A 16,638-nucleotide genomic window follows, 5' to 3' on the forward strand; every position below is an offset into this window, starting at 1 on the left:
GGTGCCGACCCCGCCCGCCGGGGCGACGATGGGCCGGTGCCCCTCCTGCCTCCCCCGCCGACCGAGCGCGACGCCGTGCGCGCCTGGGTCGCCACCCACCTCGGGCACCTGACCTGCGAGGCCCCGGACGAGGCGGTACCGGTCTCGCCGGTGCGCGGCGGGCAGACCGCCGCCGACACCGCCCTCGCCACGCTGGACCTGACCGGTTACGCCGCCCGCCGCAACGAGGTGTTCCCGCGGGAGCGCCGCGGCGCGACGCGGCTCTCCCCCTACATCCGCCACGGCCTCCTCCCCCTGCCCGCCGTGTGGGCGGCGGCCGCCGACGCACCGGCCCGGGACCGCTCGAAGTTCCGCGACGAGCTGCTCTGGCAGGAGTACGCCCGCCACCTCTACGCGCGCCTCGGCCACCGGACGGCGGACGCCCTGCGCTTCGAGGCTCCCGTCCCGGCGCAGGCCTGGCCCCGTGAACCCTGGCCGCAGGACATGGCCTGCGTCGCGGCGACCACCGCGGAACTGCACGAGGACGGCTGGCTGGTGAACCAGACCCGGATGTGGCTGGCGTCGCAGTGGTCGGTGCGGGCCGGGGCGGACTGGCGCGAGGGCGCGCAGGAGATGTACCGCCACCTGCTCGACGGTTCCCAGGCCGCCAACCGTCTCGGCTGGCAGTGGGCGGTCGGGACCGGGACGGGCAAGGTCTACGGCTTCAGCCGCTGGCAGGTCGAGAAGCGCGCCCCCGGTCTGTGCCGCAGCTGCCCCCTGCAGCGGGCCTGTCCCGTCCAGGAGTGGCCGGACACCGAGGCCGGTCCCCGCGCCGAGACCCCGGACGCGCTGGCGGGCGGTCCCACCGACGCCGGCCCCCGGTCACCGGAGGTCACCGGGGAACCCGACACGGTCTGGTTGACGGCGGAGTCCCTCGGGGACACCGACCCGGCCCTGCTCGCCCACCCGGACCTCCCCGCGGTCTTCGTGTTCGACGAGCCGTTGCTGGCCCGCCTGCGGTTGTCCGGCAAGCGACTCGTCTTCCTCGCCGAGACCCTGGCGGAACTCGGCTGCGACGTGCACCTCGGCGACCCCGTGGTGGAACTGGCCGGACGCCGTCTGGCCGTCACCCACGCCCCCGTCCCCGGGTTCGCCCGCCGGTCGGCGCGGGCGGACGTCGTCGCCCGCCACCCGTGGCCGTGGCTGCGCCGACCCGGTTCGGGGTCCTTGCGCTCGTTCAGCGCGTGGGCACGTTCGGCGGGCTGAGGACGCTTGACCTCAAGCGCTCGAGGGCGCGCAGGATCTCCTCGTGCGCACACGAGTCGACGACCTGGGCATCGCCGAGATGGCGGCACGGTCGGGTTTCAGCGAACCCACGCTCCGCTACTACGAGAAGATCGGCCTGCTCGGCCCGGTCCCGCGCGACGTCGACAGCGGGCACCGACGCTACGACGAGGCCACGGCCGCCCGGATCGAGGCGCTGGCCTGCCTGCGCTCGGCCGGCGTCGGAGTCGCCGACCTGCGCCGCTACCTCGACCTGCTCGCGCGTGGTGACGCGGAATCCGCTGCCGCGCAACGTGACCTGTTCAGTGCGCAGGCGGCACGCGTCGAGGCCGAGATCGCCCGGCTCCGGGTCCGCGCCGAGTACCTGCACCGCAAGACCGACCTGTGGGACGCCCGGGTGCGCGGGGACGCCGACGCCGAACGGCGCGCCGTCGCCGCCGTGACCGAGGTCCTCACCAGATTCTGAAGGAGAACACCGTGGACCGCACCATCGTGGTGACCGGGGCGACCGGTCACGTCGGGAACCACTCGCTCGTCCGCCTGCTCGCCGACGGCGAACGCGTCCGGGCGCTCGTCCGTGGCCCGGAGGGGAAGGACGTCGTGCTCGCGGCGGTGGACCGGGCCGGCGTCGACGCGACGGCGCTGGAGTTCGCGACGGCGACCCTCGACGTCGACGACGGCTGGAACGAGGCACTGGCGGGTGCGGACGGGGTCCTGCACCACGCCTCGCCCTTCCCGTCGCAACAACCCGAGGACCCTGACGACGTCATCCGCCCGGCCCGCGAGGGCGCACTCCGCGTCCTGCGCGCCGCCCGCGCGCAGGGCGTCCGCCGGGTCGTCCTGACGTCGTCGTTCGCGGCGGTCGGCTACTCCCGCAGCAGCGGGGGACCGTTCACCGAAGCGGACTGGACGGACGGTGACGACGTCACCGCCCCGCCCTACGTCCGGTCCAAGGCGCTGGCCGAACGGGCTGCGTGGGCGTTCGTGGCCGACGGCGGACCGGAACTGGCCGTGGTGAACCCGACCGGGATCTTCGGCCCGACGCTGTCCCCGCGCCTCTCGGCCTCGGTCGCGATGGTCGCCGCGGTGCTCGCGGGCCGGTCCGTGCCCGACCCCGGACGGGCGTTCGGGATCGTCGACGTGCGCGACGTCGTCGACCTGCACGTGCGCGCCCTGGACGATCCGGCAGCGCGCGGGCGCAGGTTCCTGGCGAGCGCCGGCCCGGCCGTGACGCTCGAGTGGCTGACCCGCGTCGTGCTCGACCGCGCCGCACCGGGCCTCGACCTACCGGGTTCGCCGGTCGTCTCCACCGAGGCGGCCCGCACGGTGCTCGGCTGGCAGCCGCGGGACGGCGTCGCCACCGTTCTGGACACCGTCGACAGCCTCCGGTAGTCGGCCCGCGTCGGCGGGGACCGCCCAGGTTCCGAGCTTGCCGGGGTTCATCTGGATCCAGACGTCGGTGACCAGCCCGACCCGGACCCGGAGGTTCAGCACGGCGCGGACGCCGGGCCCGTCGTCGACGCGGTAGGCGAGCCCGTCTCCGGTGATCTCCTCGGCGAAGGCCATCCCGGGGTTCTTGCGGGCGATGCCGAGCAGGAACCGCGCGACGGCGTCGATGCCGACCACGGGACGTCGGGCCGCGCTGACGACACCGCCGCCGTCGGAGCGCAGCACGACGGACGGGTCGAGCAGGGCCGCGAGCATGGCGAGGTCGCCGGTCCCCGCCGCCCGCACGAAGGCCCGGACGACGGCGTCGTGCTCGCGCCGGTCACCCCCGACGGCGTCGTGCTCGCGCACCCGCCGCCGGGCCGACGACGCGAGTTGGCGCACCGCGGCCGGCGTGCGCCCGACGACCAGGGCGATCTCGGGGAAGGGCATCGCGAAGACGTCGTGCAGGACGAAGGCGACCCGCTCGGCCGGGGTCATGGCCTCCATGACGACGAGGAGAGCGGTGCTGACGGACTCGTCGAGGGTGACGCGGTCCAACGGGTCGCCCGTCGCGGGGTTCGGTCCTGGGAAGAGCTGCGCCGGAACGGGTTCCGGCAACCACTCGCCGACGTAGCGCTCGCGCCGGTACCGGGCGGACCCCAGGACGTCCAGGCACACCCGGCTCGCGACCCGCGTCAGCCACCCCTGCGGGTTCCCGATCACGGCCCGTTCGGCGTCGCCCAGGTGGTACCAGCGGACGTAGGTCTCCTGGACGGCGTCCTCGGCCTCCGCGATCGTGCCGAGCATCCGGTAGGCCAACGACACCAGCCGCCGACGCTCCCCGGGGACCTCGTCCATGCCGGCTCCTCCCGCTCCTCGTGAGCGGACAGCCTGCCCGGTCGCCGGGCCACCTCACACTCCGGCCCGCCGCGTCGTCAGGAGGACGTGAACACACCGTCCCAGGAGGTCAGCCCGTGAAGATCGCCGTCGCCGGAGGAACCGGCACCGTCGGACGCCACGTCGTGGACGTGGCCCGGGAGCACGGGCACGACACCGTCGTCCTGTCGCGGGCCACCGGCGTCGACCTCGTCACCGGATCGGGCCTGCGACCCGCGCTGGAGGGGGCCGACGTCGTCGTCGACGTCTCCTCGGTCGGGACGCGGTCCGCGGACACCTCGCGGCAGTTCTTCGGCGCGGTGACGAGGAACCTGCTGCGTGCGGAGGAGACCGCCGGGGTCGGGCACCACGTGGCGCTGTCCATCGTCGGCGTCGAGCGAGCACCGTTCGGCTACTACACCGGCAAGGCCCTGCAGGAGGAACTCCTGGCGCAGGCGCGGGTCCCGTGGACCGTCCTGCGGGCCACGCAGTTCCACGAGTTCGTCGGGCAGGTCCTGGGTCAGGCGACGATCGGTCCCCTGAACCTCGTCCCCGTCATGCGGTCACGACCCGTCGCGGCGCGGGAGGTCGGTGAACGGCTCGTCGAACTCGCGGGAAAGGGAGCCGCCGGGCGCGTGCGCGACCTCGGTGGACCGGAGGTCCTGCGGATGGTCGACATGGTCCGCGACTACGCCCGCGCCACCGGCCGCAGGGGGCCGGTGGTCGCGGTACCGCTGCCGGGCGGGTTCGGGAAGGCGTTGCGGGACGGGACGATCCTGCCCGGTCCCGACGCCGACCGGGGGCGGCAGACCTTCACCCAGTGGATCGCCCGCCTCTGACGACTCCTGGGGAACTTTCCACCCTTCCCGCGGCTCAGAAGGGTGGAAATCCTCCCAGGAGTTGGACGGGGACTGACCCCGGCATCACGCCCGCGGGTCGGGCAGCACGTCGCGCCAGGAGTGCTGCGGCTCGTAACCGAGCAGTCGGCGCGCCTTGTCGATGCTGTAGAGGGTCTCGTTCCGCCCCAGTTCTCCGCGGACCTCGACCCCTTCGTAGAAGGTGTCGAGGAGCTCCTGGGTGCTCGCCGCGACGGACGTGTCGGCGTTGGCCACGTTGAACACCTCGAACCCGAGGCCGTCGGTCTCGAGTGCGCGCAGGGTCATCTGCCCCAGGTCGCGGGTGTCGATGTAGGAGAAGATGTTGCGCCGGCGCAACGCCGGGTCCGCCAGGAAGGGCGGGAACTTCTCGGCGTACTCGTGGGGCTCGATGACGTTGTTGATCCGGAAGCCGTAGACGTCCGCGCCGGTCCGGGCCTGGAAGGAGCGCGAGACGACCTCCCCCGCCACCTTGGACATCGCGTAGGAGTCCTCCGGGACGACGGGGTGGTCTTCGTCGACGGGCAGGTACAGCGGTTTGCGCTCGCCGCGGGCGAAGCAGATGCCGTAGGTCGTCTCCGAGGAGGCGAAGACCACCTTGCGGATGCCGAGCCGGGTCGCGGCCTCCAGCACGTTGTAGTGCGCCAGGATGTTCGTCGCGAACGTCGTGGCGTCCGGGGCGATGAGGATCGCGGGGATCGCCGCGAAGTGGACGACGGCGTCGTAGGCCGAACCCTCGGCCGCGGCCGGGCCCAGCTCGTCGAGGTCGGCCATCGTCGGCACCCCCGCCATCGCGGAGTAGACCTGGCCGGCGTCGGTCAGGTCGACGCGCAGGTCGGTGACGTCGGGGTGGCGCAGCGGGGTGAGGTCGGCGTTGGTGACCTGGTGGCCCTGGGAGGCCAGGAACGGGGCGACGTGGTGTCCGGCCTTGCCACTGCCGCCGGTGAAGAAGATGCGCATGGGACCAGCCAACCACCCATCTCGCGTTGCGCCAGGCCGAACTCCCGCCGACCCCGGACGCGGAAGGACCCCGGCAGGGAAACCCTGCCGGGGTCCGGGTGGTCCGGTGCGCGTCAGGTCAGCGCGTGCCGGCCTTCGCGTACTTCGACACCGCGTCGATGTTGCTGGAGTCGATGAACGCGGGCCCGGTCAGCGTCGCCTGCCCACCGCCGATGGTGTTGGCGTTGTTCAGGTACAGCCAGAGCGAGTCGATCGCCTCGTACCCCTGCAGGTAGGGCTGCTGGTCGACGGCCCACTCGACCTTCTTATCCACGATGGCCTGGACGAGCTCGGCGTTGGTGTCGAACGTCGCCAGCTTGGCCGAGCTGCCCGCCTCCGCGATCGACTGGGTGGCGATCAGCGCGATCGGAGCGCCCAGGGTGATGACGTGGTCGATGGACGAGTCCTGCTGGAGCTTGGCGGTCAGGGTCGTCTGCACCGCCGAGGAGTCCGTGCCGTTGACGTAGATGTTCTCCACCGAGCCGGCCCCACCGAGGCCCGCGGCCACGCCCTTGCAGCGGTCCTCGAGCTGGACCTGTCCCTGGGTCTGGATGACGCAGAGGACCTTCTTCGCGCCGTCGGTGCCCAGGCGCGCGCCCGCCGCCTTGCCGGCGATGGACTCGTCCTGACCGAAGTACCCGATGGCCCCGACGGACTGCCAGTCGTTGAACCCCGCGTTGAACGCGACGACGGGGATGCCCGCGGCCTTGGCGTTCGCCAGTGCGGTCGTGAGGGCCGAGGCGTTCGGCATCGAGACCGCGATGGCGTCGACCTTGGAGTCGACGGCGTTCTGGATGAGCGTCGCCTGCTGCGCCGCGTTGTCGTTGTTGGAGTACTGGTAGGTGATGTTGTCCTTGGCCGCGGCGGCGTCGGCCCCCTTGCGGATGATGTCGAAGAAGGTGTCACCCGCCGAAGCGTGCGTGATCAGGGCGACCTTGAACTTCGGCGTGCTGGCGACGGCGCCGCCACTGGCGTCGTCACCGCTCTTCTCGGCTCCACCGGTGCTGCTGCAGGCCGCCAGCCCGAGCGCCGCGACCGCCAGAACTGCTGCGGTGCGGAGTCCTCCACGAGACGTCTTCATGTCGTTCCCATCCTCGTCGACAGGCGTCACCCGCACCGTGCGGGTGACTCAGTCCGGCCTGTTGGTCGTGCTCACCTGCGCCGACGGCCGGGCCGGGCGGTGCATCCGTGGGGTGACCCACCCGGGTGGGTGGGTCACCGGTCGATCACCAGCGGTCGACGAACTCCTGGATCCGCTGGCGCATGGAGCGGCTGGACTCCTCGGCCTTCTCCTCCCAGGCGAAGACGCTGGAGCAGAGGGCTCCGGAGAACCCGACCTCACCCAGAGCGGAGAAGATGCCGTCGAAGTCGACCTCACCCTCGCCGATGTTCAGGTGCTGGTGGATCCGTGCGGTGGAACCCGGCGGGTTGACGATGTAGCGCAACCCGCTGGAGGCCCGGAAGTCGAAGCTGTCCGCCACGTGGACGTGGCGGACCAGGTCACCCGCGTAGCGGATGATCCCCGGGCCGTCGCCGCCCTGGTGGTAGGTGTGCGGGGTGCAGTAGACGAACCCGATCCAGGGCTGGTCCAGACCCCGGACGAGGTCGACGGCCCGGTAGCCGTCCTCGACGAAGTCGTCGGGGTGCGGTTCGAGGCGCAGTTCGACGCCCTTCTCCTCGAAGTGCGGGAGCAGTTCCTCGAGGGAGTCGAAGAACCGCGCCTCGCTGGCCTCGGGGAGTTCCGGGCGACCGTTGAACTCGCTCTGCACCACGGGGACGCCGAGCTCGCTCGTCACCTCGAGGATGCGCTCCACGTTGCGCACGGCCTGCTTGCGCTCGTCCTCACCCGGACCGGACCAGCGCTGGACGAACTGCGTGGAGGCCACCCCGACCCCGGCCGCGTCCAGGGCGGACCGGAACTTCCGGACGGTCGCGAGGTCGACCCGCGGGTGGCGGAAGAAGGGGATGAAGTCCTCGCGCGGCGAGAGCTCGATCCACTCGTAGCCGAGGTCGGCGACCAGTCCGGGGAGGTCCAGCAGCGGCACCTCGCGGAACATGTAGGTGTCGAGCGCGATCTGCAGGTCCGCGTTGCGCGGTACGGCGTCGGCGACGAACCCGGGAGCCAGGCTCACGGTTTCGCCCCCAGGTCGACCTCGACGCGCTCCCCGGTGCGCAGGGACTCCACCCCGGCTGCGCACACCGCGGCCGCCGCATAGCCGTCCCAGACACCCGGCCCGTCGACGTTCGCCCCGGAGCGGACGGCATCGATCCAGCGCTGGAACTCCACGTCGTAGGCGGCGCCGAACCGTTCCTTGAAGTCCTTGGGGATGCTGCCACCCCAGCCCTGGCCGGACTGGGTGACCATGCCCTCGGGCAGGCCGATGCGCGCCTGCCCCTTCTCGGCGACGAGTTCGGTGCGCACCTCGTAGCCGAAGGTGGTGTTCACGAAGATCTCGACGTCCACGAGGATCCCGGACTCGGTCTCCATGATGACGAACTGCGGGTCCCGCAGCCCTTCGGGGGCGGCGCTCGTCGACCGCGGCGCGATGACGCGGATGGCCACGATCTCCTCCCCCGTCAGGTAGCGGGCGATGTCGACCTCGTGCACGACGGAGTCGAGGATGAGCATCTCGGAGGAGAAGTTCGGCGGGGTCGTCGCGTTGCGGTGGGCGCAGTGCAGGAACAGCGTCCGGCCGTACTCACCGGACTCGACGAGCCCCCGCAGCTGCTGGTACCCGGCGTCGAAGCGACGCATGAAACCGACCTGCACGAGCGGGCGACCCAGGGCCGCCTCGGCCTCGACGATCCGCCGCGACGTCTCCGGCGAGGTCGTGAGGGGCTTCTCGCAGAGGACGGGCTTGCCGGCCTCGAGGGCCACCAGCACGAGGTCCTCGTGGGTGAAACCCGGGGTGGCGATGACGATGGCGTCGACCTCGGGGTCGAGGATCGCGGCCTTCGGGTCGTGGATGGCCCGGACCCCGAACTCGGCGGCCACGGCGTCGGTCCGCGCCGCGTCGACGTCGCTGACGGCGACCAGTTCCGCGCCCGCGGTCAGCGTCGCCAACCGCCGGGCGTGGTCCTGGCCCATCATGCCGACCCCGAGCACGGCGACCCGCACGGCGCGGTCCCGGTCGTAGCCCGCCCGGGCGCTGTCCGGTTCCAGGGCGGTGGTGGTCGAGGTGCTCATGACGGGTCGTCTCTCCTTCTCGTGCTGCGGGGTGTTCGGGGTCAGAGCTTGTCGGTCGCCGCGGTGACGGCCGACAGTTCGTGGCTGAGGGCTTCGAGCTCGGCGCCCCCGGCCATCTCGTTGGTCAGCTGGTCCAGCGAGATCTCCGCGCGGGAGGAGTCCAGGGACACGTTGCCGCGGTTGAGGATCACGAAGTGGTTGCCGACGAGGTACGCGTGGTGGGGGTTGTGGGTGATGAAGATGACCCCGAGTCCCGCGTCACGGGCCTTCGCGACGTACTTGAGCACCACCCCGGACTGCTTGACGCCCAGCGCGGCCGTCGGCTCGTCCAGGATCAGCACCTTCGCCCCGAAGTAGATCGCCCGGGCGATCGCGATGCACTGGCGCTGCCCCCCGGAGAGCGCCCCCACCGGCCGGTCCAGGTCGGGCACCGAGATGCCCATCTTGGTCAGTTCCTCGCCGGTGATCCGCACCATCGACTTCACGTCCAGGCTGGCGAAGGGACCCCAGCCCTTGCGCATCTCCTGACCGAGGAAGAAGTTGCGCCAGATCGACATCAGCGGCACCAGCGCCAGGTCCTGGTAGACCGTCGCGATGCCCCGTTCCAGCGAGTCGCGCGGGGAGGAGAAGTGCACCTCCTCACCGTTCACGGTGAGGACCCCGTCGGAGTGCGTGTGCAACCCGGCGATGATCTTGATGAGCGTGGACTTCCCGGCGCCGTTGTCCCCCAGCACGCAGGTGATCTCGCCCTGGCGCACGGACAACGTGACGCCCCGGAGCGCGTGCACGTTGCCGTACTTCTTGCCCACGTCGTCCAGGCGCAGGATCTCCTGGTTGGGAGCCTGCTGGCCGCTGTCGGAACCTGTCATCGCGTTCACCTCTTCGCCGCCTGGTTCTTCACCACGAGGTTGACCACGGTCGCGATGACGAGCATCGCGCCCAGGAACAGCTTGTTCCAGTCCGCGTTCCACCCCGCGTAGACGATGCCGTTGGTGACGACCCCGTAGATCAGCGCGCCGATCGCGGCACCGATCGCGGAGCCGTACCCACCGGTCATCAGGCAACCGCCGACGACGGCCGCGATGATGTAGAACAGTTCGTTGCCGACGCCGTTGCCCGACTGGACGTTGGAGTAGGCGAACAGGTTGTGCATCCCCAGCAGCCACGCCGTGAACCCGACGCCCATGAACAGGCCGATCTTCACCGCCTTCACCGGGACACCGACCGCGCGGGCCGCGGCCGGGTCCCCGCCGGCGGCGAAGATCCAGTTCCCGACCCGGGTCCGCAGCAGGATCCACGTCGCCACGACCACGAGGACGACCCAGAAGATGATCGGCACCCGCAGCCCGTTGCCCACCGGCAGGGAGTAGTTGAAGAACGCCCTGGCCGAGGAGTACCCGGCCATGTCGGTGATCGTCGGCGAGGACACCCCGCCGGAGACGACCTTCGTCACGCCCAGGTTCAGACCGGTCAGCATGAAGAACGACCCGAGGGTGATGATGAAGCTCGGCAACCCCGTCCGCACGAAGAGCCAGCCGTTGAAGAGACCGACGGCCAGGGCCACGACGAGCGAGATCAGCACGCCGACCCAGATGTTCAGGTGCAGCTGGTAGGCCGTGGTCGCCGCCGTCAACGACGCCGTCGTCACCGCGACACCGGCGGAGAGGTCGAACTCCCCGCCGATCATCAGCAGCGCCACGCTGACGGCCATGATGCCGATCGTGGAGCTGGAGTAGAGCACGGTGAAGATGCTCGCGCCCGAACGCAGCGTCGGGGCCACGGCGAGGAACAGCACGAGCAGGGCGATCGCTCCGATGAGCGACCCGATCTCGGGACGGGAGACCAGCGAGGCCAGCGCCGATCGGCGCTGGACGCGGTCGTCGGCCGAGGTGGCCTTCCCCCCCGAGTGCGTGGTCGGGGGTTCCTGTCCCGTGGCGCTCTGCACGCTGTGACTCACGGGGTCACGCTCCCCGTCGCAGTGCGAATCTCCATCGATCCGTTCCTCTCTGGTGTGCCGAGCCGATCCGACGTTCGAACGGCGAAGGTCTAGCGGCAGGAGTTGAGGTACGTGCGGGTGCGGGTGGCGATCGGCAGGGGTGCGTCGAAGGCCACCGGGTAGAGGTCCTGCTCGACGATCGCGAAGAGGTCGCGGCCGAGGCCCTCGAGCGCCTCGAGGATCGGCGGCATGGCCGGGATCCCGTGCGGCGGCTCGACCATGGCGCCCAGCTTGACGGCCTCGCCGAACGGGAGGTCCTCGGCCTTCACCCTGGCGACGATCGCCGGGTCCACCTGCTTGAGGTGGACGTAGGCGATCCGGTCGGGGTGGTCGGCGATGATCTTCAGGTTGTCGCCACCGGAGTACGACACGTGCCCGGTGTCGAGGCAGAGCTTCACCACGTCGGGGTCGGTCAGTTCGAGGAACCGGTCGACCTCGGCGTGGGTGTCGATGTGGGTGTCGGCGTGGGAGTGGACCGCGATCTGCAGGCCGTAGCCGTTGCGCACGTCCCGGCCGAGGCGGTCCATGCCGGCGGCGAGGCGGGCCCAGCCGTCCTCGTCGAGTTCGCGCGGTTCGATCTGCTCGCCGGTCTTGTCGCTGCGCCACTGGCCGGGGATCACCACGAGGTGGGTGCCGCCCATGGCCTGGGTGAGCTTGGCGACCTGCTCGACCTGCGCCCACGCCTCGTCGTAGTGGTCGGGGCGGTGCAGGGCGGCGAAGATCGTGCCGGCGGACACCTTGAGCCGGCGCTTCTCGAGCTCGTCGGAGAGTTCGGCGGGGTCGGTCGGGAGGTAGCCGTACGGCCCCAGCTCGATCCACTCGTAGCCGGCGTCGACGACCTCGTCGAGGAAGCGGGCGGCTGGGGTCTGCAGCGGGTCCTCGGCGAACCAGACGCCCCAGGAGTCCGGAGCGGTGCCGATGGTCACGGCGCCTGTTGTCGGGGTGCGGCCCATGGGGAAGTTCCTCCACGTCGTCGTGCGTCGCCGTCCCGGCGGGGAGGGCGACTGCGGAAACTGTCGCGCGTGAACGCGCGAACTGTCAAGCGATTGTCGTTACATACTTACCTCTCCGCGACCTCAGGAGAAGCGGCACCCGGCCCCACCGGGGCCCGGACGACGAACGTCCCCCCGGGTAAGTGCTTACCCGGGGGGACGTGACGTCAGAGGAGCGGGCGTTGCGCCTCCTTCTTCCCCTCGTACCAGGTGCGCGCGGTGCGGGTGGACTCCAGGCGCGACACCTCCGAGACCGGGACGTCCCACCAGCCGCCCCCGTCGGGGGCCTCGGAGTAGAGGTCGGTCTCGACGTACACGCAGGTCGACTCCGTGGACGCCTTGGCGTCCTGGAGGGCCGCCACGAGCTCCTTGCGGGTCCCGGCGCGCAGCGTCCGGATCCCGAGGCTCTCGACGTTCGCCGCGAGGTCCACGGGGAGCTTCGCGCCCTCGAGACGACCGGACTCCGCACGCCGGCGGTACTTCGTCCCGTAGCGCTGCGAACCGTGCTGCTCGGACAACGCGCCGATCGAGGCGAAACCGTGGTTCTGCAGCAGGACGACGATGAGCTTCACGTCCTCCTGGACCGCTGTCACGAGTTCGGTCGGCATCATCAGGTAGGAACCGTCCCCGACCGTGATGAACACGTCCCGGTCCGGCGCGGCGAGGGCCACCCCGATCCCACCGGGGATCTCGTAGCCCATGCAGGAGAAGCCGTACTCGACGTGGTACTGCTTCGGGTCGCGGCTGCGCCACATGCAGTGCAGGTCACCGGGCAGCGAACCCGCGGCGCACACCACGACGTCGCGGTCCCCGGCCACCTCGTCGACGGCGCCGATGACCTCGGCCTGGGCCAGCAACCCCGTCTCCTCACCTCTCCCGGAGTGGAAGAACTCCTCCACCACGGCGTCCCACTCCCGGTTCAGCCGGGCCGCACGCTCGCGGTAGGCGTCGGGGGTCGAGAAGTCCTCCAGCGCGGCGGTGAGGGCCTCGAGGGCCTCCCGGGCGTCCGCCTGGACAGGGAGGCCGGCGTGCTTGACCGCGTCGAGGGAGGCGACGTTCACGTTCACGAACTTCACGTCGGGGTTCTGGAACACCGTCCGGGAGGCCGTCGTGAAGTCGGAGTAGCGGGTACCGATGCCGATCACGACGTCGGCCTCCGCGGCGATCTCGTTCGCGGCCGTCGTCCCGGTGGACCCGATGGCCCCCAGCGACAACGGGTGGTCGTAGCGGATCGCCCCCTTGCCCGCCTGCGACTGCCCGACGGGGATGCCGGTGGCCTCCACGAACGCCTTGAGCGCCTCGGTGGCCCGCGAGTACACGACCCCACCCCCCGCGACGACCAGCGGCGCCTTCGCGGAGCGGATGAGTTCCGCGGCCTCGGCGATCACGACCTTCTCCGGGACGGGCCGGGCGATGCGCCAGGTCCGTTCCCGGAACAGCTCCACCGGGAAGTCCCAGGCCTCGGCCTGCAGGTCCTCGGGAAGGCAGATCGTCGCCGCCCCCGTCTCCGCCGGGTCGGTCAGCACGCGCATCGCGCCCAGCAGCGCCGAGGGGAGCTGCTCGGGACGCCAGACCCGGTCGAAGAACTTCGACAGCGGTCGGAACGCGTCGTTGACCGACACGTCGTAGCCGTAGGGCTGTTCGAGCTCCTGCAGCACCGGCGAGGCGACCCGGGTCGCGAACACGTCGCTGGGCAGCAGCAGGACGGGGATCCGGTTGACCGTCGCGAGCGCGGCACCGGTCAGCATGTTCGTGGACCCCGGGCCGACCGACGCCGTCACGGCGAGGGTCTGCAGCCGGTCCTGCTGGCGGGCGAAACCCACGGCGGCGTGGACCATGGCCTGCTCGTTGCGACCGGTCATGTACCGCAGCTGCGCCGGCGGGTTCCAGTCCGGCGTGCCGACCTCGGCCTCCAGCAGGGCCTGCCCGATCCCGGCCACGTTGCCGTGACCGAAGATGCCGAAGACGCCGCCGAAGAACTGCTGACGGACGCCGTCGCGTTCGCTGAACTGGGCCTGCAGGAACCGCACGACGGCCTGCGAGACCGTCAACCGCACCGTCTGCACCGTCGGGTTGGGGGGAACCGCACTCATCTCGATCTCTCAGTTCTCAGCGGGGTACGGGACTGGCGCCCGTCGGGGTGGAGTAGAAGGGCAGCCGGGGGTCGACCGGCTGCTGTTCCCAGGTCGATCGCACCCAACCGTGGGCGGGATCGTCGCAGATCTTCCAGGCCCGTTCCGTCTCCGGTCCGGCCATGACGTTCAGGTAGTACATGTCGTAGGCGGGGTTGGCCACCGAGGGCCCGTGCCAGCCGTGCGGGATCAGCACGACGTCTCCGGACCGGACCTCCTCCAGCACCTCGATCGGTCGCGCGGGGTCGTCGACGTCGCCGTAGACCTGCTGGAACCCCACGCCGCCGGGAACGGTCGGCACACCGGCCGGGGCCAGCGCGCGGAACTCGTAGTAGTAGATCTCCTCGAGGTCGCTCTCCACGTCGCTGGTCCGGTCGTGGCGGTGCGGCGGGTAGGACGACCAGTTGCCGCCGGGGGTGATGACCTCGCAGGCGATGAGCTTGTCGGTCTCGAACGCCGCCGGGGTGGCGAAGTTGTTGACCTGACGGCTGCACTGCCCGGCCCCGCGCAGTTCGACGGGAACCCCCGAGGCCGGGCCGTAGCGGAAGGGCAGGCGGCGTGACGCCCGTGCGCCCGGGAACGAGAACACGCCGCCTGCGGCGCTGTGGACGCTCAGCGCGCTGTCGCGGCCGACGTAGGCGAAGTCGCTGACCCCGTCGAAGACCCCGGTGCGGCCGTGGAGTTCGAGCGTCTCCCCCTCGACCGTCACCGAGCAGGAACCCGACAGCGGCAGGACGAGCAGTTCGTCCGCACCGGTGGCGAAGGTGTGGCGGGCGCCGGGCGCCAGGGTCAGGGTGCGCAGGCCGGAGAACCCCCAGCCCGCCGACTCCGGCGTCACGACCAGGTCGAAGCCGTCGGCCCCCGCGCTACCGGCGGGGACGTGGAGATCGGTCACGGGAGACTCCTCAACGGACGAGCGAGACGGCGGTCTTGACGGCGGTGGCGACGTCACCGTCCGGCGGGTAGAGCAACGTCCGGCCCACCGTGAGGCCGCGCACCGACGGCAGCGCGAGCGCCTTGCGCCACGTCGCGAAGGTCTCCTCCGGGGAGGTCGCCGGGTCCCCGCCGAGCAGCAGGGTCGGCAGGGTGGTGGACTCCATGACGCGTTCCATGTCGTCGACGACGGGGATCTTGAGCCAGGTGTACGCCGTCGTGCGCCCCAGGGCCTGGGCCACGTTGACGGACTTGATGACCCCCTCGGCGCTGAGGTCGTGGACGACCTTGCCGCCCTCGTTGCGCGACCAGAAGGGTTCGATCATCGCGATGAGCCTGCGGGCGGCGAGTTCGCTGATGGCGTCGGCCGAGGCCGTCAGCGTCGGCAGGGTGCCGGCGTCGTCGAGGGCGATGCGGGTGAGGAACTTGCCGCCGTCGAGGTTCATGTCCTCGATGGCCTGCGCGTCGTAGCCGGTGAAGCGGTCGTCGAGTTCGAACGCGGCCCCCTGCAGGCCACCACGGTTCATCGACCCGAAGACGACCTTGTCCTCCAGCGCCCCGAGGAGGGTGAGGTCCTCGATGATGTCGGCGGACCCGAGGAGGCCGTCGACGCCGGGGACGGCGAGCGCCACCTGCAACCGGTCGAGGAGTTCGGTCCGGTCGGCCATCGCCATGGCGTTGCCGCCGACGCCGTTGGCCCCGCGGGCGGGGTGGTCGGCGGCGATGACCATGAGGCGACCGTCGGACCCCAGCACCGGACGTCGCCGCCGCGCCCGGGAGAGCTCGAGGATGCGTTCGGGGTGGCGCGCGCGGATCTCCGAGACCTCGGCGTAGTCCTTCGCGAACTGGTCAGGCACGGGCAGCGACCTCCTCGAGCAGGGCCTCCACCTCGGAGGTGAACGGCATGGCGGTGGAGCACTCGCGCCGGGTGGCGACGATGGCGCCGGCGGCGTTGGCGAAGCGCAGGACCTTCTCGAGGTCCCAGCCGGAGAGCAGGCCGTGGCAGAGCGCACCGCCGAACCCGTCGCCGGCGCCGAGCCCGTTGACGACCTCGACCGGGGTCGGCGGGACCTCGACGAACTCGGTCCCGTTGGGGCCGCGGGTCGCGCCGAGCACGCCCTTGGGTCCCTGCTTGACGATGGCGATCTCGACCCCGGCGGCCAGCAGCGCCTCGGCGGCCCTGCGGGGTTCCGTCTCGCCCACGGCGACCTCGCACTCCTCCTTGTTGCCGACGGCGACGGTCACGTGCTGCAGCGCACGCTGGACCTGTTCGGTCGCCTCGGCCGCGGAGGACCAGAACATCGGGCGGTAGTCGAGGTCGAGCACGGTGAGCGGGGCGCGCCCGCGGGCCTGCCAGGCGGCGAAGTGCGCTCCGCGGCTGGGTTCCTCGGAGAGTCCCGTGACCGTGGCCCAGAAGATGCCGGCCGCGCGGACGGCGTCGAGGTCGAGTTCCTCGGCGCGGATCTGCAGGTCCGGCGCGGTGGGCTGACGGTAGAAGAGCAGCGGGAAGTGGTCGGGCGGGTACATCTCGCAGAACGCCAGGGGCGTGTTGAGCCCGTCGACCCCCGAGACGAACCGGTCGGAGACCCCGAAGTCCGCGAGCGCCTTGTGGATGAACGTCCCGAAGGCGTCGTGACCCGTGCGGGTGATGACGGCCGCGGCGCGACCGTGCCGGGCGGCGGCGACGGCGACGTTGGTCGCACTGCCTCCCAGGTACTTCCCGAAGGTCTCGACGTCCTCGAGGCCCGTGTTGTCCTGCAACGGGTAGAGGTCGACGCCGACCCTGCCCATGGTCACGACGTCCAGCGCGGCCGTGTTGCTCACGCGAGGTCCCCTCCCAGTCCGGATGATCTGTGCCGTTCCGGGCCGCAGCGGCGCGGTGGCAGGGACGAGCGTGCTCCGCGGAAGGCCTCCGTGTCAAGCTTTGTCAGGACAAACGAACCTCCTGACGTGCACA

The 16,638-nt window shown here is 71.3% G+C and carries 16 protein-coding genes; 4 read left to right on the forward strand and 12 right to left on the reverse strand.

Annotated elements, in window-relative coordinates:
- Nucleotides 1–36 precede the first annotated feature (36 nt).
- The 3 genes from OG218_RS09935 to OG218_RS09945 are packed head-to-tail and all read left to right on the forward strand — an operon-like array spanning nt 37 to nt 2,655.
- Complete coding sequence (locus tag OG218_RS09935) at nt 37–1,245, forward strand: FAD-binding domain-containing protein (RefSeq protein ID WP_328293054.1); 1,209 nt, start codon at nt 37–39, stop codon at nt 1,243–1,245.
- 43 nt (nt 1,246–1,288) lie between these two features.
- Nucleotides 1,289–1,729, forward strand: coding sequence for a MerR family transcriptional regulator (locus OG218_RS09940; protein WP_328293055.1), 441 nt, complete (start codon nt 1,289–1,291; stop codon nt 1,727–1,729).
- 11 nt (nt 1,730–1,740) lie between these two features.
- Nucleotides 1,741–2,655: an NAD-dependent epimerase/dehydratase family protein gene (locus OG218_RS09945; RefSeq protein WP_328293056.1), complete on the forward strand. Its 915-nt coding sequence runs from the start codon at nt 1,741–1,743 to the stop codon at nt 2,653–2,655.
- Here OG218_RS09945 and sigJ read toward each other — a convergent pair.
- On the reverse strand, nt 2,548–3,549 hold the full coding sequence (gene sigJ / locus OG218_RS09950; RefSeq protein WP_328293057.1) for an RNA polymerase sigma factor SigJ: 1,002 nt from the start codon (nt 3,547–3,549) through the stop codon (nt 2,548–2,550). The two genes, OG218_RS09945 and sigJ, sit on opposite strands and share 108 nt — an antisense overlap.
- 116 nt (nt 3,550–3,665) lie before the next feature.
- On the opposite strand from sigJ, the gene OG218_RS09955 reads away from it, so the two are divergent.
- The gene (locus tag OG218_RS09955; protein WP_328293058.1) at nt 3,666–4,406 is read left to right on the forward strand and encodes an SDR family oxidoreductase; all 741 of its coding nucleotides are present in this window, start codon (nt 3,666–3,668) and stop codon (nt 4,404–4,406) included.
- An 84-nt stretch (nt 4,407–4,490) separates the two neighbouring features.
- On the opposite strand, the gene OG218_RS09960 is transcribed toward OG218_RS09955, so the two are convergent.
- The 11 genes from OG218_RS09960 to iolC all read right to left on the reverse strand — a co-directional run bounded on the left by OG218_RS09960 (nt 4,491) and on the right by iolC (nt 16,472).
- A complete protein-coding gene (locus OG218_RS09960) occupies nt 4,491–5,402 on the reverse strand; it encodes an NAD-dependent epimerase/dehydratase family protein (protein ID WP_328293059.1) in 912 nt (303 codons plus the stop codon).
- Nucleotides 5,403–5,520: 118 nt separating this feature from the next.
- The gene (locus OG218_RS09965) at nt 5,521–6,522 is read right to left on the reverse strand and encodes a substrate-binding domain-containing protein (RefSeq protein WP_328293060.1); all 1,002 of its coding nucleotides are present in this window, start codon (nt 6,520–6,522) and stop codon (nt 5,521–5,523) included.
- 145 nt (nt 6,523–6,667) lie between these two features.
- On the reverse strand, nt 6,668–7,522 hold the full coding sequence (locus tag OG218_RS09970; RefSeq protein WP_442906482.1) for a sugar phosphate isomerase/epimerase family protein: 855 nt from the start codon (nt 7,520–7,522) through the stop codon (nt 6,668–6,670).
- A gap of 47 nt (nt 7,523–7,569) precedes the next feature.
- Nucleotides 7,570–8,628 (reverse strand): Gfo/Idh/MocA family protein, encoded by a 1,059-nt coding sequence (locus OG218_RS09975; protein WP_328293062.1) that lies wholly within the window; start codon nt 8,626–8,628, stop codon nt 7,570–7,572.
- Nucleotides 8,629–8,669: 41 nt separating this feature from the next.
- Nucleotides 8,670–9,497, reverse strand: coding sequence for an ATP-binding cassette domain-containing protein (locus OG218_RS09980; RefSeq protein WP_328293063.1), 828 nt, complete (start codon nt 9,495–9,497; stop codon nt 8,670–8,672).
- Nucleotides 9,498–9,502: 5 nt separating this feature from the next.
- Nucleotides 9,503–10,483 carry an ABC transporter permease gene (locus tag OG218_RS09985; protein WP_380162386.1) on the reverse strand — a complete coding sequence of 327 codons (981 nt, stop codon included), beginning with the start codon at nt 10,481–10,483 and terminating at the stop codon, nt 9,503–9,505.
- A 191-nt stretch (nt 10,484–10,674) separates the two neighbouring features.
- On the reverse strand, nt 10,675–11,577 hold the full coding sequence (locus tag OG218_RS09990) for a TIM barrel protein (protein WP_328293065.1): 903 nt from the start codon (nt 11,575–11,577) through the stop codon (nt 10,675–10,677).
- 206 nt (nt 11,578–11,783) lie between these two features.
- Entirely contained in the window at nt 11,784–13,709 is a 1,926-nt protein-coding gene (gene iolD, locus OG218_RS09995) for a 3D-(3,5/4)-trihydroxycyclohexane-1,2-dione acylhydrolase (decyclizing) (protein WP_328293066.1), read from the reverse strand.
- Between the two features lie 16 nt (nt 13,710–13,725).
- Nucleotides 13,726–14,643, reverse strand: coding sequence for a 5-deoxy-glucuronate isomerase (gene iolB / locus OG218_RS10000; RefSeq protein ID WP_328293067.1), 918 nt, complete (start codon nt 14,641–14,643; stop codon nt 13,726–13,728).
- A 10-nt stretch (nt 14,644–14,653) separates the two neighbouring features.
- Complete coding sequence (locus OG218_RS10005) at nt 14,654–15,538, reverse strand: Cgl0159 family (beta/alpha)8-fold protein (RefSeq protein ID WP_328293068.1); 885 nt, start codon at nt 15,536–15,538, stop codon at nt 14,654–14,656.
- The gene (iolC, locus tag OG218_RS10010) at nt 15,531–16,472 is read right to left on the reverse strand and encodes a 5-dehydro-2-deoxygluconokinase (protein WP_380260966.1); all 942 of its coding nucleotides are present in this window, start codon (nt 16,470–16,472) and stop codon (nt 15,531–15,533) included. The genes OG218_RS10005 and iolC overlap by 8 nt, the downstream gene beginning before the upstream one ends.
- Nucleotides 16,473–16,638: the final 166 nt, after the last annotated feature.

Origin of the sequence: Kineococcus sp. NBC_00420, from assembly GCF_036021035.1 — a bacterium.
Lineage (GTDB): Bacteria > Actinomycetota > Actinomycetes > Actinomycetales > Kineococcaceae > Kineococcus.